The sequence below is a fragment of the Brucepastera parasyntrophica genome (genome assembly GCF_022376835.1).
Classification (GTDB): Bacteria; Spirochaetota; Spirochaetia; order Treponematales; family Treponemataceae; genus Brucepastera; species Brucepastera parasyntrophica.
In genome coordinates, this window is sequence record NZ_CP084606.1 from 1,232,790 (window position 1) to 1,254,145 (window position 21,356).

Below are 21,356 nucleotides of genomic sequence, written 5' to 3' on the forward strand. Positions count from 1 at the left end.
GGAAATTTATTTTTAAGGAACAGTATAACCAAATAATAAATTATTTGACTATATCCGATTGAAACTGTTTCCGATGCAATGAATCGGTTAATTCATTACACCGGAAACTTAAATTAATGGAGTATATATGAAACTGACTAAAAAAATGCCAGCGGCAAAGATACCCGCGCTTATACTGTGCGGCGTAATGGCTGCATTCCCGTTATTTGCCGGCGAAGCCGAAGTAACGGACGGACGCGCGGTAATCAAAAAATCGCATGACGCGCCCTCACCGTCATACACGCATACGCTGGTGCGGATGGAGCTGATAGAACAGAATGGAAACACTGAAACACGTGTGGTAGAAGAATGGGGAAAAGAGAAGGACGGTCTGAAATCAACGGTAATGGTCTTCAGGAGTCCGGCGTCGGTAAAAGATACACGGTTCCTCCAGATTGAAAACAAAGACAGGGCTGATGACAAATGGATTTATCTGCCCGCGCTCAGGACAACCCGGAGGATAGCGGCTTCGGAAGGAAGCAAGCCGTTTATGGGCACGGACGCCTCTTATGATGATATGAGTTCAAGAGAGGTCGATGACGATAGTCATGAACTACTGTCGGAAAAAAAAGCAAACGGATATGACTGCTGGGAGGTACGTTCAACTCCAAAAGACCCGTCTTCATCGGAATATTCGTACCGCATTGTCTGCATTGATAAGGAAACCCTGCTGCCCGTGTACAGTCAGATGTTTGATAAAAAAGGAAGGCTTTTGAAAGAACTCACCGTCGAAAACATCCGCAAGGTGCAGGAATATAATATACCGGTAAGTTCCCTTCTGAAAAATATACAGTCCGGCCATTCCACACGTATGGTTATCACAAATATTGAAGTCGACAAACCCGTGAGCGATTCGGTATTTACCCAGAACTTCCTGAACACCGGCCGGCCATAACATTCAAAAAATCGGGTAATAAATTATTGGAGGAATTAATATGAAAAAAGAACGGTCCGGCTTGCCGCCGCGGTACTGCTCTGCTGTATCGCGGCATATCCCAGGATCCCTTTTCGGGCGAAGCCGATTCCGGATATTTTGACGGTCAGGAAGTTTTCGGCGGGTTTAATGATTTCGGTACTGAGGAAGTCTCGCCGTTTTCCTTCGGCGGCAGGGCTTCCTTTGATGCCAGGGCTATTGTCGGGGGCAGCGCCTATAAAGATTATTTTGACAGCGACAAAAACGGAGATTTGATTTTTGCGTTTCCAAAACTCAATCTTGATTTTGGGTACGATGGTACGGCGTCGGAAATAAAAGCTTCTCTTAAATTTGACGCCGTCTCAATAAAAACATATCCCGAAGATATTCTTGAAGAGCTGACTATCAGACTGTTTGCCGGGAATTTCATAATCGAGGGCGGAAAAATGAAAATAGTCTGGGGCAAGGGGGACAAGCTCCATGTCATCGACAGCTTTAACGCGAATGATTATACAGATTTTATTTTTCCCGAATACATTGACCGCCGGATCGCCGAACCCATGTTCCGCGTTGTGTGGAACGCCCCTTTCGGAATGAAGGCCGAAGCTGTGTATACACCATTTATGACAGCTGACCGTTCCGCCTCTTCCGGGATATGGATGCCGTCGGCTGTCACGGAGCTTGCCGGGACGGCCGCGGAAGTGCTTGGCGCCCAGGCCGCGGCCGCGCTTGCCTCAGGCGACGCCGCAGCGATAGCCTCCATACAGGCAAAGGCGGATACCATCATTCCTGAAACCGCTTCATTTGATTACGGTCAGGCAGGGCTTCGTCTTACCCATACCTTCGGGCCTGTGGACATGGGGGTGTCCTGGTATGCGGGACATTACAAGCAGCCCACCGCTGATCTTTCCGGATATCTTACAGCGAAAGCGATGGAAGCCGCCGGCGTCCCAGACGCCCTGGCAGCCGATTCAGCCCTGCCCGCACTGCATTATGATTCGCTCCAGATTTTCGGTATCGAAGCCGCGGCCGCCGCGGGCCGGTTTAATCTGCGCGGAGAAGCAGCGTATTATCTTACCAGAGATATTAAGGGAGAGGACCCGTGGGTGCGGAACAGCAGCATTAACTGGGTCGCCGGTTTTGATGTTGATCTTCCTGTCCATAATTTCAATATCAATATACAGAACCAGGGAATGTATATTCTGCATAATGATAAAATAGGCAGCGGAGTCATTCCGCCGGGATATGATACCGACTACAGGTCAAATGGCTATTATTCTTCCAACAGAATTGCGGTAGTTTTAAAGGACTCCTTTTTAAGGGACAAACTTGAGCTTTCCTGTAACTTTATCTGGGGAATTGAAGGCAGGGAATTTCTTGTACAGCCGAAGATTTCATTTAACGCGGCGGACGGTTTATTCCTGACCCTGCAGGGCATATATGTAAACACCAATAAGGACGGTGAATTTTACGATTACCGGAACAACAGTTTTATTCAGGCAGGATTAACTTATAAATTCTGATTTTGAGCAGGAAAGCAAAAACGGCTTTTTCAAAAACCGTGTAACGAAAAAGCCGTTTTGAATCAGCGGTTCTTATATGAACGACCGTTAACCCTTATATGAACAGTTGTTCATATAATAGGTGAACAACTGTTCATATACTACTTTATGAGCATTCTTCATCTTCTTCGGTAAAATGCCCTATCTTGCTTATTTTCTGGTTCCGGTAGCGGACAAGCACCGCTGGATTGCGCGGCATAAGGTCTTTCAGGTCACGGATTATCACATCCTTTATATTCGCGGCAGTCCCGGCGGGATCAAACTGGGCTCCTCCCTCCGGTTCTTTTATGATGCCGTTGCAGACTTTCATTTGAAGCAGGTCTTCCGATGTAATTTTCATCATAGCCGCCGCATGTTTTGCCTGGGAAGCATCGCGGAGCAGAATGGAAGCATATCCTTCAGGAGAAATAACGGAGTACACCGCGTTTTTAAGCATATAAATTTTATCCCCGACTCCGATTCCCAAAGCCCCGCCGGACCCGGCTTCGCCTATAATAATGCAGATAACAGGGGTTTTCAGCTGGCTGAATTCACGCAGATTCACCGCGATGGCCTCTCCTATTCCGCGTTCTTCAGCGCCGAGCCCGGGATAGGCTCCCTGCGTATCAATAAGAGTGATAATCGGACGGTGGAATTTTTCAGCCTGTTTCGCGAGCCGGAGTGCTTTCCGGTAACCTTCCGGATTGGCCATGCCTCCGTTACGCTCCATTGTCTCTTTCAGATTGCGGCCCTTCTGATTGGCAATTATAGTAACAGGAATACTGTCTATAAATCCGATCCCGCCGATAAGCGCGGGGTCATCGCCATAGCAGCGGTCCCCGTGAAGTTCTATAAAATCTTCACAAATGTACTGGATAATATCAAGGGCGCGGGGCCGGTCAGGGTTCCGCGCAAGTTCGACCCGTTTCCAGGCATTCGCTGACTTGTTCTGTTCTTCGACTTTTTTGTGATGTTTTTTATTTCATCAGAAATATCGATTCCGGCTTTTTCGGCCAGCTTCTGCAATTCTTCAATACTCGATCTGACATTTTTCTGTGCACTCATTTACCGCCTCCGGAAACACCATGGGCTTTCAGTAATTTCCTGAAAAGCTCCCTCTGCTCACTGCGAGGGACAACGTAATCAACAAAACCTTTTGCAAGCTGAAATTCCGCTCGCTGGAATCCGTCAGGCAGACTCTGTTTTATAGTTCCTTCAATAACCCTTGGTCCCGCAAAGCCGATGAGGGCGCCGGGTTCGGCAAGCGTAATATCACCCAGCATGGCAAAACTCGCCGTTACGCCTCCGGTCGTCGGATCGCAAAGGACCACAAACAGGGGAATGCCCGCCCGGTCAAGTTCCGCGGTTGCGCTCGCGGTCTTCGCCATCTGCATAAGGGAAAAAATCCCTTCCTGCATACGGGCCCCGCCCGAAGTCGCGTAAATAATAACAGGCGATTTTGTCTGAAGGCCCTTCATCATAGTGCGGTAAATTTTTTCGCCGACTACCGAACCCATGGAACCTCCCATAAAACTGAAGGACATAAGGGCAAGCACAACGGGCATCGAATCTATCGAAGCGGTGCCGGTTATGACAGCGTCGGTCATGTTTGATTTTTTTCAGCTTCGCTGAGTTTTTCTTCATATCCGTCCATTGCAATGGGATTCAGACTTTTCATGTTTTTGCAGAACTCCACAAAACTGTCCTTGTCCGTAAGATAGTCAATGCGTTCCCGGGGTTCCATTCTGAAATGATAACCGCAGGAGGGGCAGACTTTCAGGTTTTTCTGCAAGGCGTCTTCTTTTATTTCGGCCTTGCAGGAATTGCAGGTAATTATATTTTCATTTTTTCCGCTCACAGTTCAGCCTCCAGCTGGGCATAGAGTCCGGTACCAAAACTGCCGGACCTGAATATCCTGTTTGAAATTATTTTTTTCTGGGAACCGGTGTTTACCGGAACGCCTTCAATATGAAGTTCATCAAGCGCGCGTTCGAGGCGGGCAAGGGCATGGGGCCGGTCAATATCATGGACAATAAGCTTGCCGACCATGGAATCATAAAAAGGCGAAACAGTCGCGCCTGTGTACAAAAAAGAATCAAAGCGTACACCGGGTCCGCCGGGGATATCGAGCCTGGAAACTTTTCCGGGCGCAAGCGCATTTATCCTTGCCTCAATTGACCAGCCGCTCAGGCGAATATTATCAGGGTCAATGGTCATGGGCTCCCCGCAGCATACAAGTATCTGTTCCCGGATGAGATCGGTCCCGGTCACAAATTCACTGACCGGATGCTCTACCTGGATACGGGCGTTTACTTCCATAAAGAAAAACTCGTCCTTAACCACAAGAAATTCTATTGTTCCGGCCCCGCAGTATTTCAGGCTTGAAAAAAGATTGCGCGCTCCGTCGCCCATTTTTTTCTCATCACGGGAGAAACACCGGGCGAAGGACTTTCTTCTATCAGCTTCTGATGGTTTTTCTGGACGGAACAGTCCCGCTCACCCAGAACGGCGACTCCGCCCTTCCCGTCAGCTATTACCTGCAATTCAACATGGCGCGGATTCTGCAGGTATTTTTCTATATATACGGTACCGTCCGCGAAATTCGCTTCAGCTTCACGGGATGCAATTTCAAGATTCTCCTGAAGGTCTTCATCCTTCCAGACAATCCTCATTCCCTTTCCGCCGCCGCCTGAAGCGGCTTTGATAATTACCGGGTATCCGCAGGTCCGGGCGACCTCAATTGCTTCTTCTTTTTCGCAATGGGTCCCGGGGATCCGGGAGTAACCGGCAATCCGAATTTCAGGGCGGTATCACGTGCGACAACCTTGTCGCCGAGCATTTCAATTACCGAAGGGTCCGGGCCGATCCAGATGAGTCCGGCCTTTATTACTTCCCGCGCAAAATCGGCGTTCTCTGACAGGAATCCGACGCCGGGATGAATAGCTTCGCAGCCGGTACGGATCGCTGTGGTTATAAGAGCTGATTTTGACAGGTAGCTGTCTGATGATTTTGCCGGACCTATGCAAACCGCCGCATCCGCCATCTGCACATGAAGCGCATCCCGGTCGGCGGTTGAATACACGGCCACTGTTTTTATGCCCAGTTCCCGGCAGGTCCGGATAATCCGGACTGCTATTTCACCGCGGTTTGCAATCAGCAGACGTTTAATCATACGTGACGGACCTCAAACAGGGGCTGGTCGAATTCAACAAGATCGCCGTTATTGGCAAGTACATCCACAATTTCACAATCAAACTCAGCTTCAAGGGCATTCATCATTTTCATTGCTTCTATAATGCAGAGCTTTTGTCCTTTTAAAACTTTTTTGCCTGTTTCGGCAAAAGCGGGCGCGTCCGGATTCGGCGACCGGTAAAAGGTTCCCACAACGGGGCTTTTGATGATTATGGTATCGGACGCCGCAGGAGCAGCGTTCTTCGCAGGTTTTGAATCCGGCTCCGGCTTTTTATCCGCGGCAGCGTTATAAACAGGAGGTGGCGCCGAGGCAGGAACAGCCGGGCTTCCTGCAATACACGCTTCCTTGCGGCGAAGTTCAAAGGTATAACCATCCGCTGAAATTTTCAGTTCAGCGGCGTCTGAGGAATTAAAGCGGTCAAAAAGTTCAAGCAGAAATTTTTCTTCCATAAGCCTGCAATCTCCTTTGAGTGAAAAGGCTAAATCGTATCGAGCCGCGCAACATCGGCTTCATAATCAATTCCGTCAACATCAAAACCGTTGGCGGCGAGAAAGTCATGGCGGTAACCTGCCAGATCAGCGTATTCAGGAAGGTTTTCTTCCGTTATCATTGCGAGGCGCCTGTCCACTTCTTTCTGTACTTCGGGGTCGAGTTCCCAATCGTCGATACGGATCAGATGATCCCCGTCGACCGGAACCGGACCTCCTGTATAAAGGCGTTCGGTAAACAGACGTTCGATCTGTTCAATACAGCCTTCATGCGTTCCCCTTTCCTTCATAACCGCAAAGAGAACTGAAAGATAGAGCGGAATAATCGGAATGACCGCGCTCGAACGGGTAACCAGTCCCTTATTAATTGAAACAAAGGCCTGCCCGTTCATATCTTTTTTCAGCTCCGCGTCCATTTCGCGGGCAGTTTTTTCAAGATGTTTTTTTGCGCCGCCGATAGTTCCGTCGCGGTAAATGGCATGGGAAAGAGCGGGACCGATATAGGAATAGGCCACAGTAATGCAGCCGTCCGAAAGAATATTTGCGTCTGAAAGCTGTGTAATCCAGAGTTCCCAGTCTTCACCGCCCATGACTTTGACGGTCTGGGCCGCTTCTTCTTCGGTCGCCGGTTCGGCACTCATGCTGCTGAGCTTTCCTGTCATCGGATCAACAGTCTGACCACTGTAGGGTTTTCCGAAGGGCTTAAGTACCGACTTATACAGCTCACCTGTCTCGGGATCAGTCCGTACCGGACTGGCCAGGCTGTATACAACAAGGTCAAAAGTAATCCCCATTATTTTTGCGGTTTCAATAACTCTGGCTTTTACCTCATCCGAAAAAGCGTCTCCGTTGATGGTAACCGAAGGAAGCTCCGCGTCTGCGGCGGCCCGGTCAAAGGCAAGATTATTGTACCAGCCCGGTGTTCCGCCGCGGCTTTCAGTTCCTTCTTTTTCAAAGGAAACCCCGACCGTTGAAGCCCCATACTCAAAGGCGGCGGTGATGCGGCTTGCCAGTCCGTATCCGGTTGAACAGCCCAGCACCAGCGCGGCCTTCAGTTTTCCTTTTTCTATATGTTTTTCCGCGGCCTTCTCACGGACATAGGCTATCTGACGGTCCACTTCAGCGGCGCAGCCGGCGGGGTGGGCATTTATACAGATATTGCTCCGTATCATTGGTTTAATTATCATGCAATGTCTCCTTTTCCGCCGACCAGGCAAAGCCATTCAGCTTCTGCCGCAAGATCTTCGCCAACAAAAGCCTTTCCCGCCTGTTTTATCATTTTTGGTGAAACTCTGAGATTTTCGATTACCAGGCGTACTTCATCGCCGGGGCGGACCTGTTTCCGGAATTTCACCTTGTCAACCGAGGCAAGAAAAAAGAGCGAATCATCACTCATAATGCCGCGCCGCACAAGTCCGGCGCCTCCTGCCTGGGCCATAGTTTCGACAAGAATAACTCCGGGAACAACAGGGTATTCCGGAAAATGGCCTTTAAAGAAAAACTCATCTTCGGAAAAAACATGCCTTGCGACAACCTGTTTCTCATCAGTTACGTCAATAACATCAACAAAAAGAAAGGGGTCACGGTGCGGCAGAAGCTGTTCTATTTTTTTCCGTTCTTCCGCGCGGACCATTTTATCATTCAAATCGGCTGGATTCATTTTTTATACTTCCTCATAACAATAACGCCGTTATGGCCTCCGAACCCCAGCGATCCTGACGCGAAACAGTCCATCGGGGCTTCAATTCCCACATTCGGAACATAGTCAAGATCACAGCCGTGTTCAATATCCGGATTTTCAAGATTAATTGTAGGCGGATAGAAATTGTCATTGAGGGCTTTAATACCTATGATGGCCTCGATAGCGCCGGCCGCACCTACACAGTGTCCGGTCATGCTCTTGGTACTCGACACTTTCATTTTATAGGCATGTTCGCCGAACGCATTTTTCAGCATGAGCGTTTCCGCGGGATCATTGACCGGAGTCGAAGTCCCGTGAGCGTTGTAATACTGGACGTCTTCCGGCTTTATTCCGGCATCCTTTAAAGCCCGTTCAATGGCCATTGCCCCGCCGCTACCATCCAGCCTGGGACTGGTGATATGGTAGGCATCGCTCGAAGCGCCGTATCCGGTAAATTCGGCGTAAATGGTTGCTCCGCGCGCAAGCGCGTGCTCGAGTTCTTCAAGAATCAGAATGCCGGCGCCCTCGCCCATTGTAAAACCTTCGCGGTCCCTGTCAAATGGACGGCTGGCCTTACACGGGTCATCATTGAATGAAGCAGCAAGTGTCTGAAGGACAGTGAAACTGCCGATGCCGAATCCGGTAATGGACGCTTCAGTTCCGCCCGCGACACAGACATCAAGCCGGCCGGAGCGGATAAGATCGAGCGCCACGCCAAGCGCGTCGGTTCCCGAAGAGCAGGCGGTCGCAAGCGTCCAGGAAAGCCCGGTAATGCCGTACATCATACTGATATTTGCAGGCCCCTCATTCATTATGAGCATGGGAATTGAAAGGGGCGGGATGCGGGTGTTACCGGCCTCAAAATATTTTTTAAATGAAGCTTCAAGAATTTCAAAACCACCGATTCCGTTTCCCACCATAATTCCCGAGTTGACTTTTGATATTGTTTCCTTATCAAATCCCGCGTCGCGGATAGCTTCAACCGCAGCCGCGCATGCAAACTGGGTAAAACGGGCCATCTTGCGGGCGTCTTTCCGGTCTATGCCGTGCTGGGACGGATCAAAATTTTTTACTTCAGCGGCTATTTTCACTTCAAAATCGGTTGTATCAAAAAGAGTAATACGGTCTATGCCGCATTTTCCGGCCCGGATCCCAGCCCAGGTATCATTTACCGAATTTCCAAGCGGTGTAACCGCGCCAAGTCCTGTTACTACTACACGTCTGCTCATGCTCCCATTCCTCCGTCAATTCCGATTACCTGTGCGGTAATATATGTTGATAAGTCCGAAGCAAGAAACACAGCAGCGTCCGCAACTTCGGTTACAGTTCCGGCCCGTTTCATGGGAATTGATTCAAGCCAGACTTTTTTCGCTTCTTCGGGAATAACTTCAGTCATTTCCGTTATAATAAATCCGGGGGCAATCGCATTGACGCGGACTCCCCTTCCGGCAGTTTCCTTCGCAAGACTCTTTGTATAGCCGATGATGCCGGCTTTGCTTGCCGCATAATTTACCTGGCCGCCCTGACCATGCAGACCGACAATACTTGAAAGGTTGATAATTGAGCCCGCCCGTTTCCGGATCATGTCCGCAGACACAATCTGGCTCACGAGAAAAGTCCCGGTCAGATTAATGCGGAGGACATCGTTCCAGTCTTCCAGCTTCATCCTGAAAGAAAGGCCGTCGCGGGTAATACCGGCGTTATTTACAAGAATGGAAAATCCGCCGGAATCCTTTACCGCCTGGGAAATAACAGACTGGACCATTCCGGCGTCCCCGATATCGGCAATAAGTTCATGATACCCGGTCCCTTTCTGCTCCGCAAAAGAAGCCAGTTCCTTAGCGCCTTCCGAGGGTTTTGTAGCCAGGCCCCAGACCTCTGCTCCTTCTTCAATAAAACGGCGGGCAATTTCCCTGCCGATCCCGCGGCTCGCGCCGGTTATCAATGCGGTTTTTCCTTCCAGTAACATTATTCTCTCCCTGCTTCCGTATATGGTTTACAGACCCCGGGCAGTCCTGAATCGGTCCAGAGACCGCTCAATACTTTTCCGGGACCTGCTTCAATCAGCTCAGGAATATCTTCCCGTATTTCATTTTTCAGGCCCTGCATCAGCAAGGCAATTTCGGATTCTTCAAGGGTCCAGCGCACCGGACTTACCAAATGCCGGGCCGCGCACTGCTTCGCTTCCGCCCCGCCTGTAATCCGCTTTCCCGTAACATTGGAAAACACAGGAATAGAGGGATCCGAAAAAGCAAAATTCTCAAGCACTGCCGCGAATTCTTCCTTCGCCTCATTCATGAGGGGAGAATGGAACGGGCCGGCGACCTTGAGCCTGAGCACACGGCGCGCGCCGGCTTCCTTGAAAATTTCGGCTGCCTTTTCCAGCGCCGGAGCGGTCCCTGAAACCACTGTCTGCAGGGGACTGTTATAGTTTGCCGCATACAGATCTCCGGTTCCGGAGGACGCGATAATTTCATCAATCTGCCCGGAGGAAAGTCCGAGAACAACCGACATACCGGCAGGCTCATCCCCGGAAGATGCGAGTGCATCGCTGGCCTTTTGCATGATCCGCCCCCGTTCGATTACGAGTTTCAGCGTATCTTCTTCCGAAAGGATGCCGGAAACCGCGAGCGCGGGATATTCGCCCAGGCTGAAACCGGCACAGGCCGAAACCCCTATATTCCGGGCTGAAAGAAAGCGGACAGCGGCCAGGGATACCACGGTTATGGCTATCTGGCTCACATCCGTTCTTTTAAGAACTTCCGCGTCGGAATTCAAAACAGTGCGTATATCTTTCCCATATATAGAGCTTGCTGAATCAAAAAGGTTGCGGATTCCCATCGAACCGTCCGTGTCCGCGTCGTACATATCCATTCCCATACCTGAAAACTGGGCGCCCTGCCCCGGAAACAAAAAAACCGGCATATCCTCTCCTTTTTTATTTTGACATTAAACGTCATTTCGTCAACAATCAGTACATAGATTCCCCTTTTTTCCAATAAAAGTCAAGGCAGTAAGGCTGTATTACAGGAAAGTTTTAGCGGAGCGGCAAATTCCCTCCTAAGCTGCCTGTTCCCGGCGGAATTGTACCGGGAGTATGGATGGTATCAGCATTTAATTACATAATCTTTTTATAGAAGAAAAATACTTTTTGACGGAATTCCGGCGCTCTAAAGCGGAAGGCTACAGTTTCATGGGCATAGAATGCCGGGATCACCGTAAAAAAAACGTATTCATTACATTTTTCAGGTGCCGGCTGTTTTTGCCCGAAATGCTTATTTCAATAATCCGGAAAAGAAACTTTCTGTTTCTGTCAAAATACTTTCCAAGTCTTTCTTCCGTGTTTTTTTTGCGGCGTTCATTTTATTTTCCAATCGTGTTAAAGATCCTTTTTTTCTAAGATCTTTCTCATCAAAAAGAAGATTAAAAGATATGCACTCAGTGAATTGATTTCTTGAATCCAGAAGTTTCATAAAATCAAATATTATGTCTTCGCTATCCCAGCTGTACTTGGCTGTAAAGTCAATAGCGAAACGTGGATTCTTATACTCATCGATGGCAAAGTCAATAAAACCTCCCCGGCCTATTTTTTCCGTTGGGTCAATTATTTCATATACTTTTGTTTCTTTGTTATACCGGTATTTTGCAAACAGGATATCCGTTTCCTTCTTGTATGTGGGCCATTCCGAGTGCAGTTTACTTTCAATAAGATTGGCATAGTTTATCCGGTAAGAGTCCTGTATTTTACGGGAAAAATAATGGTGTAAATATCTTTCATTCTGACAATGATCCGGAATAATTTTATCGGAATTATATATTTCAGATAATACCGTATAAACTTTCTTATAATATTCCTCCATAATTTTCCCTCCTGAACTTTTTCAGTAGAATTCTCCACAAAAGGATCTTTCACCGGTGCCGGCTTTGATTTATATATTTTCCATATTTTTTTTAATATAGCGCTGACATTTTCTACACATAAGTATGTGTAGAAAAACAGAATCTTACACATACCTATGTGTAGAAAAATAAAAACTTACACATGACAATGTGTAAAATCATTCAGGGGACGGCGACGGCATTCACCGGCGAAGCTGTTGACTCGCGGACAATGAGTTCGGTTTCAAGAAGGATGCTGCGGACGGTCGATTCGGGATTCGCAATATGCTGGATAAGGAGTTCACAGCTGGAAAAACCAAGCTGGAATTTCGGCTGCTTGACAGTAGTAATGGTAGGTGAAGTCATAAAGGAAATATTGACATTGTCAAAACCGGAAACCATAACATCCCTCGGAACATTCAGGCCCATCCGGGTACAGGCCTTGATTACCGCAGCCGCGTAAACATCGGAAACACAGAAAAAGGCGTCAGGACGTCTGCCCGCGTTCAGGAGCTGTATGACCGATGAGACAGCCATATCATAATTGATTTCGGGGAGCTGAATAATCAGCCCAGGATCCTCCGGGATGCCGGCCTGTTCAAGGGAATCAAGATATCCGCGAAGCCGGTGGCGGGCGTACTTGTACCTCAGGGGACCATTTATAAAAGCAATGTTCCTGCGGCCCAGGGAAAGAAGATATTCCATGGTGTTTTTTGCGGCGGCAATATCATCTATGGAAACATGGGGAATATCCAGACTGGAATCGAATTCACAGCACTGGACAAGAGGGACTTCATTTTTCAGTTTCTGGAGAAGCTGGGTTGATACATGGTTTGTAGTAATAAGACCGGCGGCATTTACCTTCCGGATGAGATCTGTCAGCCGGGCTATGGTCCCATCATTGATGTGTTCCTCATTAATTACCATCTGGTAGCCGTGGCGGTCCGCGGCGGATTTCGCCCCGCGCACGATCTGGCTGTAAAAGGGATTTTCCATTGAAGGGATATTGAAAATGATAAGACCGCTGTTTTTCGGTTTTTCCTTTGCCTGAAGGTCCGATACGGTATATCCGTGATCCTGCATAATTTGGAGTACTTTTTCACGGGTTTCTTTTTTACCTTCGTGGAGCCGGTCAGAATCCGGGAAATAGTCGCGATAGAAACCCCTGACTCTTTTGCGATCTGCTGATATGTTGCTTTGGTTTTATCGGTACTCACGTATGTTATTACTCCTGATTAAACACAGTATAAAACAAAAATGAATAATGGTAAAGAGTTTTACATACTGTCTTTACATTTTTCATGCAAAAATATTTTTTTTCAGAAAAATTTACATATAAACTGAAAAATAAATGGGTTTTTATGTAAAAATAAGAGAAACCTGTAAATTCCATGCCCTGCCTGTTTTTTTTAATTGACAGCAGCGTAAAACCATAGTATGTTTTTTTCAGAAAAAGCGTTGTATTTTTCATTAACTGTTGTACCGGAAAGGACACAGCAATTATCCAAGGAGGATCGCATGAAAAAACTAACATTGGTACTTATTGCCCTGATGGTTATCGCAGGGACATCATGTGCCAAAACCGAGAAAAAACAGCTGATGGGAGTGGTTACGCCAAGCGCTGATCATGGCTTTACGGCAGAATCAATCCGGCACGGCGAAGCAGAGGCCAAGGCCCTGGCTGCAGAGCATGGTTTTGATTACCGCTATATGACCGCGGCGGAATCTGGCGAACAGAGCAACGCCGTAGAAACCATTCTCGGCATGAAACCATCTGTTATTGTTTTGTGGCCGGTTACCGGGGATGAACTCAGAAGCGCGGCTCAGTCTGTAATGGATGCCGGCGTTCCCCTTATTGTGTATGACCGCTTTATCGATGGGCTTGTTCCGACCGCAGAAATTTCCGGGGATAATGTCGCCATCGGAGAAGGCGCAGGACAGTACTTCAATAATTACTTCAAGAATGAACTTGCCAGGGGAAAAGTCAATTATCTGGAATTCAAGGGAGACAGCTCAACAGTACCTATGGAGAGGACCAACGGTTTCCTTTCCACTGCAGACAAGAATTTCAATGTTGTCCAGTCCTTTGTTACCAACTGGAGCCAGCAGACTTCCATGGAACAGATGGAAAATTACCTGAGCACAAAGAGCAGGGCGGAAATTGAATCAATCCAGGCTATCTTTACCCATGACGATGAAATCGTTTTCGGTATTGTTGAGGCTCTGAAAAACTATCATGGCCCCGCGAAAATCAACATCAAGCTTGTAAGCGGCGTTTCCGCCGGTGAAGGTTTTATGGACCTGTTTGAACACTCCGGGCTGACCGGCATTGACTTTATGACCTACACCTTCTCACCCTCAATGGTCCGCGACGCTATTGATCTCGGCTACAGGGCAATGCAGGGCGAAACACTTGAAAAGAGCTACAAGATTCCCACTGAAATGATCGACAAAACAAATTACAAGGAGTATATGCAGAGCGATCTGTATAAAATCCGCTACAGCCTCTAACACCAGTTCTGCAAAACTACCGGCTGTCTGCGGGGAAACCCGCAGACAGCTTCTTCATGGGAAACAGGAGATTTCAGCAGTATGATTCTGGAAATGAAAAACATATCAAAGTCCTTCGGTCCTGTTGAGGCTTTAAAAAAAGTTTCGTTCAGCGTACAGCCCGGAGAGATCCATGGACTGCTTGGGGAAAACGGGGCCGGTAAAACTACTCTTATGAATGTTCTTGCCGGGACCTTTCCGCCGGATTCAGGGCAGATAATTATTGACGGCAGGGAAATCCGGGAATGACTCCACATAAATCAGCTGAAATGAAAATACGGTTTATCCACCAGGAACTGAATCTGTGCAATGATTTGAAAGTGTACCAGAATATGTTCCTCGGTGAAGAGTATGCCTTCAAGGCAGGACTCGTAAACAAAAAAGCGGAAATAAAAAGGGCCCAGGAAGTCCTTGATACTATGAATACCGGGATACAGGCAACAGCCCTTGTCGCAGACCTTGAAACGGCGCAAAAACAGCTTGTTGAGATTGCCCGGGCGCTTCTCTTTAAATCAGAATTAATCATTATGGATGAGCCGACAACGGCGCTGAATAATCAGGAAATTGAAAATCTTTTTTCTATTATGAGTCAGCTGAAAGCCGAGGGAGTCAGCTTCATCTATATTTCACATAAAATGCCTGAATTATTTACCATCTGTGACCGTTATACTGTCCTGCGGGACGGCGAATTTATCCAATGCGGCTATTTTAAAGATATAACAGAACAGCAGGCGACCGAGCTGCTCATAGGAAAAAGTTTTGTCGCAACAAATCTGCGTGATGGAATGAAGTGGATGGCCTCCAATGAAATCCTGCTGTCCGTCCATAATCTGACCGGCCATACATTCAGGGACATTTCCTTTGATATCCACAAAGGAGAAATCATCGTTATAACAGGACTGCAGGGGTCCGGTATGGACGAACTCGCGACCGCCCTTTTCGGAGCGAGCCCCATTCAAAGCGGCTATATAGAAACACGCGAAGGCCGCCTCAATATGAAAAGTATAAAAAACATTATGAAGAGCGGAATCGGAATGATTCCGCGGAACAGAAAGGAACGGGGAATCATTCCCGACCTGAGTATCCGGAACAATAATTCCCTTGCCTATTTTGTAGCAAAACATAAAAAACCGTTTATTTCAACAAAAGAAGAAACAGAGCGGTTTAACCGGAACCGGGAAAAAATGGATATAAAAGTCAGGAGCGAAAAAGACCCCATTACTTCCCTGTCCGGCGGAAACCAGCAAAAAGTTATTATAGGAAAATGGCTTGAGATCAAAGCGGATGTCTATATCATGGATAATCCGACCCAGGGTATCGACGTCGGCTCAAAATACGCGATTTATAAACTGATACATGAACTTGCCGGAGAGGGCAAGGCCATTCTGGTATTCAGCAATGAATATCCCGAAATCCACCAGCTGGCGGACCGCTGTATTGCTATGTATAAGGGCGCCATAAGCGCGGTGATGACTGACAAGGAAATAACGGAAGTGAAAATAATGGAATATTCTACAGGCGCACATTTGGAGGGACAGAATGAACATACCAAAAATTAACGGAAAGGATATTAAAGGTGCGTGGCACAATATAACATCGAATTACAGCCACTGGCTGAGCTTCATTATTCTTGTACTGGTAGCCATTATTGTCAACAGGATATTCCTCGCCCAGTCATTTCTCACCTGGAGCAATATAAGCAATCTTTTTGTGCAGGGCGCGATCGTAGGCATCTGCGCAATGGGAATGAGTCTGATTATTTCCGCGGGAATGATAGACCTTTCAGTGGGCGCAGTAGTCGCGTTTGTTTCGGGAATGGGGATTACCGTTCTTAACAGGACTGAAAGTATATTCCTCTGCCTGCTTTTCTGTCTCGGCGCGGGCATGATTGCCGGCCTTATCAATGGACTGCTGGTTACAAAGGGAAAAATCGCGCCGTTCATTGTTACGCTTGCGTCCATGTCGGCCTGGCGGTCAGTCATTAACCAGCTCGGCCAAGGCGGCCCGTTTACGGTATCAAGAACAATGTACGCTTCTTTCAGGCATATCGCGGCCGGCAAGGTCCTCGGCATCCCGAATCTCATGCTGTTTTTTATAGCTATAACCATTATTACCGCGATCCTGATGTCAAAGACAAAATTCGGGACCTATGTGTATGCGATCGGTTCAAACCAGCAGGCCGCGAGGCTTTCCGGTATCAGTGTGGACCGGGTTAAAACCCTGATCTTCACCTATGCGGGAACCCTGTACGGTCTCGCGGCCTTTTTGCTCGCCAGCCGGCTCACCTCAATTCAGGCCGCAAGCGCCGGTTCCGGCTATGAGATGGACGCGATCGCGGCGGTTGCCATCGGAGGCACCTCCATGGATGGCGGACGCGGCAAAATTATCGGGACCTTCCTCGGGGTACTGATGCTCAGGATTATCAGCACGGTTCTGGTAATGGCGAATGTCCCTCCGTTCCTCAATGGCCTGGTGCAGGGTATAATTATCATCATTGCTGTTCTTGCCCAGAACAGAAAAAAATAGGCAGGAGTGTAGATCAATTATGGAAAATATCAAAATAGGAATTATCGGCGCGGGAGGCATGCTCCCCTACCATTACAAGGGATTCACAAAGGCCGGAGCCCAGGTTGTCGCGATTGCCGATGCGAATACGGAAAAGGCAAAGACAGCGGCAGCCCCATACGGCATCGAGAAAACCTATGACAGCCTGATCCGCATGATTGAGGACAATCCCGACATCAACGCAGTCTCGGTTCTGACGCCGAACAAATTTCACATGCCCCTTGCGATAGAAGCGCTTGCAAACGGAAAGCATGTATACTGTGAAAAACCACCGGCGCTTAACGCTTCAGAAATGAAGGTAATGCTTGATGAAGCAAAAAGATCGGGGAAACGCCTCATGTTTGCCTTTAATAACCGGGCAAGGCCCGAGTCGCAGGCAATAATGAAATATATCAGAAACGGTCGGGTCGGCGCGATAAATTCCGCCCAGGCCACCTGGATACGGCGGGCAGGCATTCCCGGCTTCGGCGGCTGGTTTACAACAAAGGAACTTTCGGGAGGCGGACCTGTTATCGATCTTTTGCATATGATTGACCTTGCCCTGTATTTTATGGATTATCCTGAACCCGACTATGTTCTGGCCCGGACCTTTTATAATTTTATGGATAACAAAAATTTCAAAGGCCCATGGGGCATCCCCGATGCGGCATCCGGCATTACTGATGTGGAGTCGTCATGCCATGCGATGCTTACTTTTAAAAGCGGACAAAGCCTGATGATCCGGAATTCCTGGGCTGAAATGAATGAGCGGGAAGTAGTTTCCGTTGTGTTCCAGGGCAAGAAAGCGGGGGGCAAGGTCGAACGTCTGTTCGGACGGGATGGATTCGATGAAACCAGCATTGATTCCTGCAGACTGTTTACTGAAGAAAACGGCAATCAGGTTAACCGCGATATTCTTGTTGAAAAAGATGAAACAATGGGAAGGATCGCTTCCGCCGCGAATTTCATTGAAAGCATCCAGGGTACGTCTGAACCCCTCAGCACACCGGAACAGGCTCTGAGCCTCATGAAAATAACCGACGCCATTTATGAGTCGGCCTCGGCGGGCAAGCCGGTTCAGATCAAATAGGAGAGAATTATGGGAAGGCTTATAACACTTGCCTCCGGGCAATTCGGTGATCTTGGTCTGGAAGACCTGTGCAAACTGGCGGCAAAGATGGGATACGACGGACTTGAGCTCGCCACGCACGCGCACTTCAATGTTACAAAAGCCCTTGAGGATGACTCATATATTCCCCAAATCCGCGCCACTCTGGAAAAGTATAACCTTGCCTGCGTGGCTATCAGCGCCCATTTAACAGGTCAGTGCGTGGGAGATCTCTGGGATGAGCGTCTCGATAATTTCGCGCCGGCCCGGCTGGCCGGTAAACCTGACGAAATCCGGGCGTGGGCAATAGAAGAGATGAAAGCGACAGCCCGGGCCGCCCGGAAATTCGGAGTAAAGATAGTGAACGGCTTTACCGGCTCTCCGATCTGGGCGCGATGGTATTCCTATCCGCAGACTTCGGAAGAAATGATTACAGCGGGCTTTAAACTTATCTATGACCTGTGGACGCCCATACTGGATGTCTTCGATGAATGCGGCATACGTTTTGCCCTGGAAATACACCCTTCGGAAATTGCTTTCGATTATTACACAACAGAGCGCCTCCTCAACCTTTTTGATTACCGCCCGGCGCTCGGGCTCAACTTTGATCCGAGCCATCTGGTATGGCAGGGAGTTGATGAAGTCGGCTTTGTGAGGGATTTCGCGGACAGAATTTATCATGTCCACATGAAGGACGTAAAACTGTTCAAAAATGACAGGGCTGGCATACTGGGTTCATTTCTTCCTTTCGGGGATACCCGCCGCGCATGGAATTTTGTTTCCATCGGTCATGGCGATACCGATTTTGACGGCATCATCAGGGAACTCAATCAGGCCGGTTATACTGGCCCCCTCTCGGTTGAATGGGAGGACTCGGGCATGGACAGGGAATTCGGAGCGACGGAAAGCTGCGAATATGTGAAAAAGATGAACTTTTCTGCCTCCGCCATTGCCTTTGACAGCGCGCTGAAGAATAACTGACCAGAGAAACGCCTGTTCAGGGCTGACTGGTCCGGTTTCCGTAAAGAACAATTCCGAAACCGGACCAGCGCAATAAAATAAATTCATACGAAAAGCCGCACTGATTAATCCGGTTCCGGCCTCCGCCGGCTGAAATTACGGAAATAACTCTCCGAATTGCTAAATTTTTTACCACAATTTCCGGGAATACCTATATAATAGAGATATAAACTTTTTTTAGCTATACTATTCTCGGAGGAGCAAAAATGAAAGCTATGCACAAAACAATTGTATGTCTGCTCGTGGCGGGCGTACTGGTTTTTTCCGGCTGCGCGGAAAAGAAAAAAACAGAATATCTTATAGCAACGGATACAACCTTTGCGCCGTTTGAATTTGAAGACAGCAAGGGTAATTTTGTCGGCATAGACATGGACCTTCTTGCGGCCATAGCCGAAGACCAGGGATTTACATATCAGATACAGGTACTTGGGTTCAATGCCGCAGTCCAGTCGCTCGAATCCCGCCAGTCCGACGGCGTTATCGCGGGAATGAGTATCACAGAGGAACGAAAGAAAAAATTCGATTTTTCAGATCCCTATTTTGATTCCGGTGTTGTTATGGGAATAGCGGAATCAAACAATGACATAAAAAGCTATTCCGACCTCAGCGGAAAAAAAGTCGCCTTAAAAACAGGCACCGAGGGAGCCATGTTTGCGGAGTCCATAATGAACACCTATGGTTTCACCGTAATCTACTTTGAGGATTCGGCCAATATGTATGAGGAAGTAAAGCGCGGAAGTTCGGCGGCCTGTTTTGAAGACTACCCGGTTCTCGGGTACGCGGTATCCCAGGGAATAGGCCTCAAGATTGTGACGGAAAGGGAAAGGGGGTCCTCCTACGGCTTCGCGGTAAACAAGGGCCTTAACGGGGAATTGCTGAGCAAATTCAACGCGGGGCTGGCCAACCTGAGGGCAAACGGAAAATATCAGGAAATTCTGGATACATACATAAAAACGAACTGATGGGAACAGTTGATATCCTGCTGAGGCTCGTCCAGAGCCTCGGCGTTACCATCCGCCTGACACTTATATCGCTTTTCTTTGCGACCATACTTGGATTGATATTCTGTTTCATGAATATTTCAAGAAACAGGGTTCTGAAAATAATTTCAAACGCATATCTTGATATAATCCGCGGAACCCCTCTCCTTGTTCAGGCCTTCTTTATTTATTTTGGTATTCCCCAGGCTCTGGGCATACGTTTTTCACCTGACATGGCCGGTATTATTACGCTCAGCCTTAACGCCGGCGCGTACATGGCGGAAATTTTCAGGGGAGGTATTAACGCGGTCAGCTCAGGACAAATGGAAGCGGCACGAAGTCTGGGGCTGCCTTACGGCAGGGCAATGATAAAAGTGGTTTTGCCGCAGGCGGTCCGGATTATTATTCCCTCGCTGGTAAACCAGTTTATTATCACGCTCAAGGATACTTCCATTCTTTCGGTTATCGGAATCAGGGAACTGACCCAGACAGGCAAGCTGATAATTGCGGTAAATTTCGAATCATTCAAGGTCTGGGCAATGGTCGCCCTCATGTATCTGGTAATTATAAAAATTCTGTCCGTGCTGTCAAAACGGATCGAGAAAGGACTCACTTATGGCAAAAGTCGAAGTAAGGCAGCTTCGTAAGGATTTCGGGGCGCTGGAAGTATTGCTCGGAGTTGATCTTACTGTCGAAACCGGAGAAGTCCTCTGCATTATAGGGCCGTCCGGATCAGGCAAGAGTACCCTTCTCCGCTGCATAAACGCCCTGGAGCGGGCGAGCGCAGGCTGTATCATTGTTGACGGACATGAAATAACGGCGAGTCATGCCAATATCAATAAGCTGAGGGAAAACATCGGAATGGTTTTTCAGCAGTTCAATTTGTTTCCCCATTTAACGGTAAAGAAAAATATCATGATGGCCCCTGTCGACAGAAAAAAACTGACAAAGGACCAGGCCGAAAAAAAGGCTATGGAACTGCTCGACCGGGTCGGACTATCAGACAAGGCAAATGAATATCCCGATAATCTTTCAGGCGGACAGCAGCAGCGTGTCGCCATAGCCCGGGCCCTGGCAATGGATCCCGACCTCATGCTTTTTGATGAACCGACCAGCGCTCTCGATCCGGAAATGGTCGGAGAGGTTTTGTCGGTTATCCAGCAGCTCGCAGCCGGAGGGATGACCATGATAATAGTTACCCACGAAATGGGTTTTGCCCGGGAAGTCTCCGACAGGGTCATTTTTATGGATGAGGGAAAAATAATCGAGGAAGGCCCTCCCGATCAGCTCTTCCAGTCGCCCCAAAACCAGCGAACCATCGACTTTCTGAATAAAATACTGTAAGGTTTTTTTTGCAATTAATTCAGATACCCCGCGGCCGGCGGCGGCATATCTTATATAACCGTTTACACATTGCTAT

At 48.2% G+C, this 21,356-nt stretch carries 20 protein-coding genes and 4 pseudogenes; 11 read left to right on the plus strand and 13 right to left on the minus strand.

Going from position 1 to position 21,356, the window contains the following annotated elements; genetic code table 11:
• The first annotated feature begins 127 nt into the window (after positions 1-127).
• Both K7I13_RS05890 and K7I13_RS05895 read left to right on the plus strand, forming a co-directional pair.
• Complete coding sequence (locus K7I13_RS05890; protein WP_255948721.1) at positions 128-934, plus strand: outer membrane lipoprotein-sorting protein; 807 nt, start codon at positions 128-130, stop codon at positions 932-934.
• 290 nt (positions 935-1,224) lie between these two features.
• The gene (locus K7I13_RS05895) at positions 1,225-2,475 is read left to right on the plus strand and encodes a hypothetical protein (RefSeq protein ID WP_255948723.1); all 1,251 of its coding nucleotides are present in this window, start codon (positions 1,225-1,227) and stop codon (positions 2,473-2,475) included.
• A gap of 145 nt (positions 2,476-2,620) precedes the next feature.
• Here the strand turns inward: K7I13_RS05895 and K7I13_RS05900 are convergent.
• From K7I13_RS05900 to K7I13_RS05960, 13 genes and pseudogenes are all read right to left on the minus strand, one after another.
• Positions 2,621-3,412: pseudogene (locus K7I13_RS05900) on the minus strand (acetyl-CoA carboxylase carboxyltransferase subunit alpha); the annotation flags it as partial.
• Positions 3,343-3,558, minus strand: coding sequence for a hypothetical protein (locus K7I13_RS05905; protein ID WP_255948725.1), 216 nt, complete (start codon positions 3,556-3,558; stop codon positions 3,343-3,345). The pseudogene K7I13_RS05900 and the gene K7I13_RS05905, both read right to left, overlap by 70 nt.
• Positions 3,555-4,327 (minus strand): annotated as a pseudogene (accD, locus tag K7I13_RS05910) (acetyl-CoA carboxylase, carboxyltransferase subunit beta). The gene K7I13_RS05905 and the pseudogene accD overlap by 4 nt, the downstream one beginning before the upstream one ends.
• A 20-nt stretch (positions 4,328-4,347) precedes the next feature.
• Positions 4,348-5,665, minus strand: a pseudogene (locus K7I13_RS05915) (acetyl-CoA carboxylase biotin carboxylase subunit).
• Positions 5,662-6,135, minus strand: a complete 474-nt coding sequence (accB, locus tag K7I13_RS05920; RefSeq protein ID WP_255948729.1) for an acetyl-CoA carboxylase biotin carboxyl carrier protein — start codon at positions 6,133-6,135, stop codon at positions 5,662-5,664. Before accB ends, K7I13_RS05915 begins: the two are co-directional and overlap by 4 nt.
• Before the next feature lie 29 nt (positions 6,136-6,164).
• Positions 6,165-7,361, minus strand: a complete 1,197-nt coding sequence (gene fabV / locus K7I13_RS05925; protein ID WP_255948731.1) for an enoyl-ACP reductase FabV — start codon at positions 7,359-7,361, stop codon at positions 6,165-6,167.
• The gene (fabZ, locus tag K7I13_RS05930; protein WP_255948733.1) at positions 7,358-7,834 is read right to left on the minus strand and encodes a 3-hydroxyacyl-ACP dehydratase FabZ; all 477 of its coding nucleotides are present in this window, start codon (positions 7,832-7,834) and stop codon (positions 7,358-7,360) included. Before fabZ ends, fabV begins: the two co-directional genes overlap by 4 nt.
• Positions 7,831-9,084, minus strand: a complete 1,254-nt coding sequence (fabF, locus tag K7I13_RS05935) for a beta-ketoacyl-ACP synthase II (RefSeq protein WP_255948735.1) — start codon at positions 9,082-9,084, stop codon at positions 7,831-7,833. Before fabF ends, fabZ begins: the two co-directional genes overlap by 4 nt.
• The gene (gene fabG / locus K7I13_RS05940) at positions 9,081-9,824 is read right to left on the minus strand and encodes a 3-oxoacyl-[acyl-carrier-protein] reductase (protein ID WP_255948737.1); all 744 of its coding nucleotides are present in this window, start codon (positions 9,822-9,824) and stop codon (positions 9,081-9,083) included. The genes fabF and fabG overlap by 4 nt, the downstream gene beginning before the upstream one ends.
• Positions 9,824-10,780 carry an ACP S-malonyltransferase gene (locus tag K7I13_RS05945; RefSeq protein WP_255948739.1) on the minus strand — a complete coding sequence of 319 codons (957 nt, stop codon included), beginning with the start codon at positions 10,778-10,780 and terminating at the stop codon, positions 9,824-9,826. The genes fabG and K7I13_RS05945 overlap by 1 nt, the downstream gene beginning before the upstream one ends.
• A gap of 350 nt (positions 10,781-11,130) precedes the next feature.
• The gene (locus K7I13_RS05950) at positions 11,131-11,715 is read right to left on the minus strand and encodes a hypothetical protein (protein ID WP_255948741.1); all 585 of its coding nucleotides are present in this window, start codon (positions 11,713-11,715) and stop codon (positions 11,131-11,133) included.
• Between the two features lie 202 nt (positions 11,716-11,917).
• Positions 11,918-12,817 carry a substrate-binding domain-containing protein gene (locus K7I13_RS05955; RefSeq protein WP_255948743.1) on the minus strand — a complete coding sequence of 300 codons (900 nt, stop codon included), beginning with the start codon at positions 12,815-12,817 and terminating at the stop codon, positions 11,918-11,920.
• A 47-nt stretch (positions 12,818-12,864) separates the two neighbouring features.
• A pseudogene (locus tag K7I13_RS05960) lies at positions 12,865-12,951 on the minus strand (hypothetical protein); the annotation flags it as partial.
• A 301-nt stretch (positions 12,952-13,252) separates the two neighbouring features.
• Here K7I13_RS05960 and K7I13_RS05965 point away from each other — a divergent pair.
• The 9 genes from K7I13_RS05965 to K7I13_RS06005 all read left to right on the plus strand — a co-directional run bounded on the left by K7I13_RS05965 (position 13,253) and on the right by K7I13_RS06005 (position 21,280).
• A complete protein-coding gene (locus tag K7I13_RS05965; protein WP_255948745.1) occupies positions 13,253-14,245 on the plus strand; it encodes a sugar ABC transporter substrate-binding protein in 993 nt (330 codons plus the stop codon).
• 81 nt (positions 14,246-14,326) lie between these two features.
• Positions 14,327-14,533, plus strand: coding sequence for an ATP-binding cassette domain-containing protein (locus tag K7I13_RS05970; RefSeq protein WP_255948747.1), 207 nt, complete (start codon positions 14,327-14,329; stop codon positions 14,531-14,533).
• Positions 14,530-15,843 (plus strand): sugar ABC transporter ATP-binding protein, encoded by a 1,314-nt coding sequence (locus K7I13_RS05975; RefSeq protein ID WP_255948749.1) that lies wholly within the window; start codon positions 14,530-14,532, stop codon positions 15,841-15,843. Before K7I13_RS05970 ends, K7I13_RS05975 begins: the two co-directional genes overlap by 4 nt.
• Entirely contained in the window at positions 15,824-16,810 is a 987-nt protein-coding gene (locus tag K7I13_RS05980; protein WP_255948751.1) for an ABC transporter permease, read from the plus strand. Before K7I13_RS05975 ends, K7I13_RS05980 begins: the two co-directional genes overlap by 20 nt.
• Before the next feature lie 19 nt (positions 16,811-16,829).
• Positions 16,830-17,918, plus strand: a complete 1,089-nt coding sequence (locus tag K7I13_RS05985; protein WP_255948753.1) for a Gfo/Idh/MocA family protein — start codon at positions 16,830-16,832, stop codon at positions 17,916-17,918.
• 9 nt (positions 17,919-17,927) lie between these two features.
• Positions 17,928-18,917, plus strand: a complete 990-nt coding sequence (locus tag K7I13_RS05990; RefSeq protein ID WP_255948755.1) for a sugar phosphate isomerase/epimerase family protein — start codon at positions 17,928-17,930, stop codon at positions 18,915-18,917.
• A gap of 245 nt (positions 18,918-19,162) precedes the next feature.
• Positions 19,163-19,918, plus strand: a complete 756-nt coding sequence (locus K7I13_RS05995; RefSeq protein WP_255948757.1) for a transporter substrate-binding domain-containing protein — start codon at positions 19,163-19,165, stop codon at positions 19,916-19,918.
• The gene (locus K7I13_RS06000; RefSeq protein ID WP_255948759.1) at positions 19,918-20,583 is read left to right on the plus strand and encodes an amino acid ABC transporter permease; all 666 of its coding nucleotides are present in this window, start codon (positions 19,918-19,920) and stop codon (positions 20,581-20,583) included. Before K7I13_RS05995 ends, K7I13_RS06000 begins: the two co-directional genes overlap by 1 nt.
• Entirely contained in the window at positions 20,552-21,280 is a 729-nt protein-coding gene (locus K7I13_RS06005; RefSeq protein WP_255948761.1) for an amino acid ABC transporter ATP-binding protein, read from the plus strand. The genes K7I13_RS06000 and K7I13_RS06005 overlap by 32 nt, the downstream gene beginning before the upstream one ends.
• Positions 21,281-21,356: the final 76 nt, after the last annotated feature.

Excerpts from the sequence above, each read along its gene's own strand:
- fabV (WP_255948731.1), bottom strand. The coding sequence starts at position 7,361 with ATGATAATTAAACCAATGATACGGAGCAATATCTGTATAAATGCCCAC.
- K7I13_RS05955 (WP_255948743.1), bottom strand. The coding sequence starts at position 12,817 with ATGCAGGATCACGGATATACCGTATCGGACCTTCAGGCAAAGGAAAAA.
- K7I13_RS05990 (WP_255948755.1), top strand. The coding sequence starts at position 17,928 with ATGGGAAGGCTTATAACACTTGCCTCCGGGCAATTCGGTGATCTTGGT.
- K7I13_RS05890 (WP_255948721.1), top strand. The coding sequence starts at position 128 with ATGAAACTGACTAAAAAAATGCCAGCGGCAAAGATACCCGCGCTTATA.
- K7I13_RS05950 (WP_255948741.1), bottom strand. The coding sequence starts at position 11,715 with ATGGAGGAATATTATAAGAAAGTTTATACGGTATTATCTGAAATATAT.
- K7I13_RS05995 (WP_255948757.1), top strand. The coding sequence starts at position 19,163 with ATGAAAGCTATGCACAAAACAATTGTATGTCTGCTCGTGGCGGGCGTA.
- K7I13_RS05980 (WP_255948751.1), top strand. The coding sequence starts at position 15,824 with ATGAACATACCAAAAATTAACGGAAAGGATATTAAAGGTGCGTGGCAC.
- K7I13_RS05945 (WP_255948739.1), bottom strand. The coding sequence starts at position 10,780 with ATGCCGGTTTTTTTGTTTCCGGGGCAGGGCGCCCAGTTTTCAGGTATG.
- K7I13_RS05970 (WP_255948747.1), top strand. The coding sequence starts at position 14,327 with ATGATTCTGGAAATGAAAAACATATCAAAGTCCTTCGGTCCTGTTGAG.
- K7I13_RS05975 (WP_255948749.1), top strand. The coding sequence starts at position 14,530 with ATGACTCCACATAAATCAGCTGAAATGAAAATACGGTTTATCCACCAG.
- accB (WP_255948729.1), bottom strand. The coding sequence starts at position 6,135 with ATGGAAGAAAAATTTCTGCTTGAACTTTTTGACCGCTTTAATTCCTCA.
- K7I13_RS05905 (WP_255948725.1), bottom strand. The coding sequence starts at position 3,558 with ATGAGTGCACAGAAAAATGTCAGATCGAGTATTGAAGAATTGCAGAAG.
- fabG (WP_255948737.1), bottom strand. The coding sequence starts at position 9,824 with ATGTTACTGGAAGGAAAAACCGCATTGATAACCGGCGCGAGCCGCGGG.
- K7I13_RS05985 (WP_255948753.1), top strand. The coding sequence starts at position 16,830 with ATGGAAAATATCAAAATAGGAATTATCGGCGCGGGAGGCATGCTCCCC.
- K7I13_RS06000 (WP_255948759.1), top strand. The coding sequence starts at position 19,918 with ATGGGAACAGTTGATATCCTGCTGAGGCTCGTCCAGAGCCTCGGCGTT.
- fabF (WP_255948735.1), bottom strand. The coding sequence starts at position 9,084 with ATGAGCAGACGTGTAGTAGTAACAGGACTTGGCGCGGTTACACCGCTT.
- K7I13_RS06005 (WP_255948761.1), top strand. The coding sequence starts at position 20,552 with ATGGCAAAAGTCGAAGTAAGGCAGCTTCGTAAGGATTTCGGGGCGCTG.
- K7I13_RS05965 (WP_255948745.1), top strand. The coding sequence starts at position 13,253 with ATGAAAAAACTAACATTGGTACTTATTGCCCTGATGGTTATCGCAGGG.
- fabZ (WP_255948733.1), bottom strand. The coding sequence starts at position 7,834 with ATGAATCCAGCCGATTTGAATGATAAAATGGTCCGCGCGGAAGAACGG.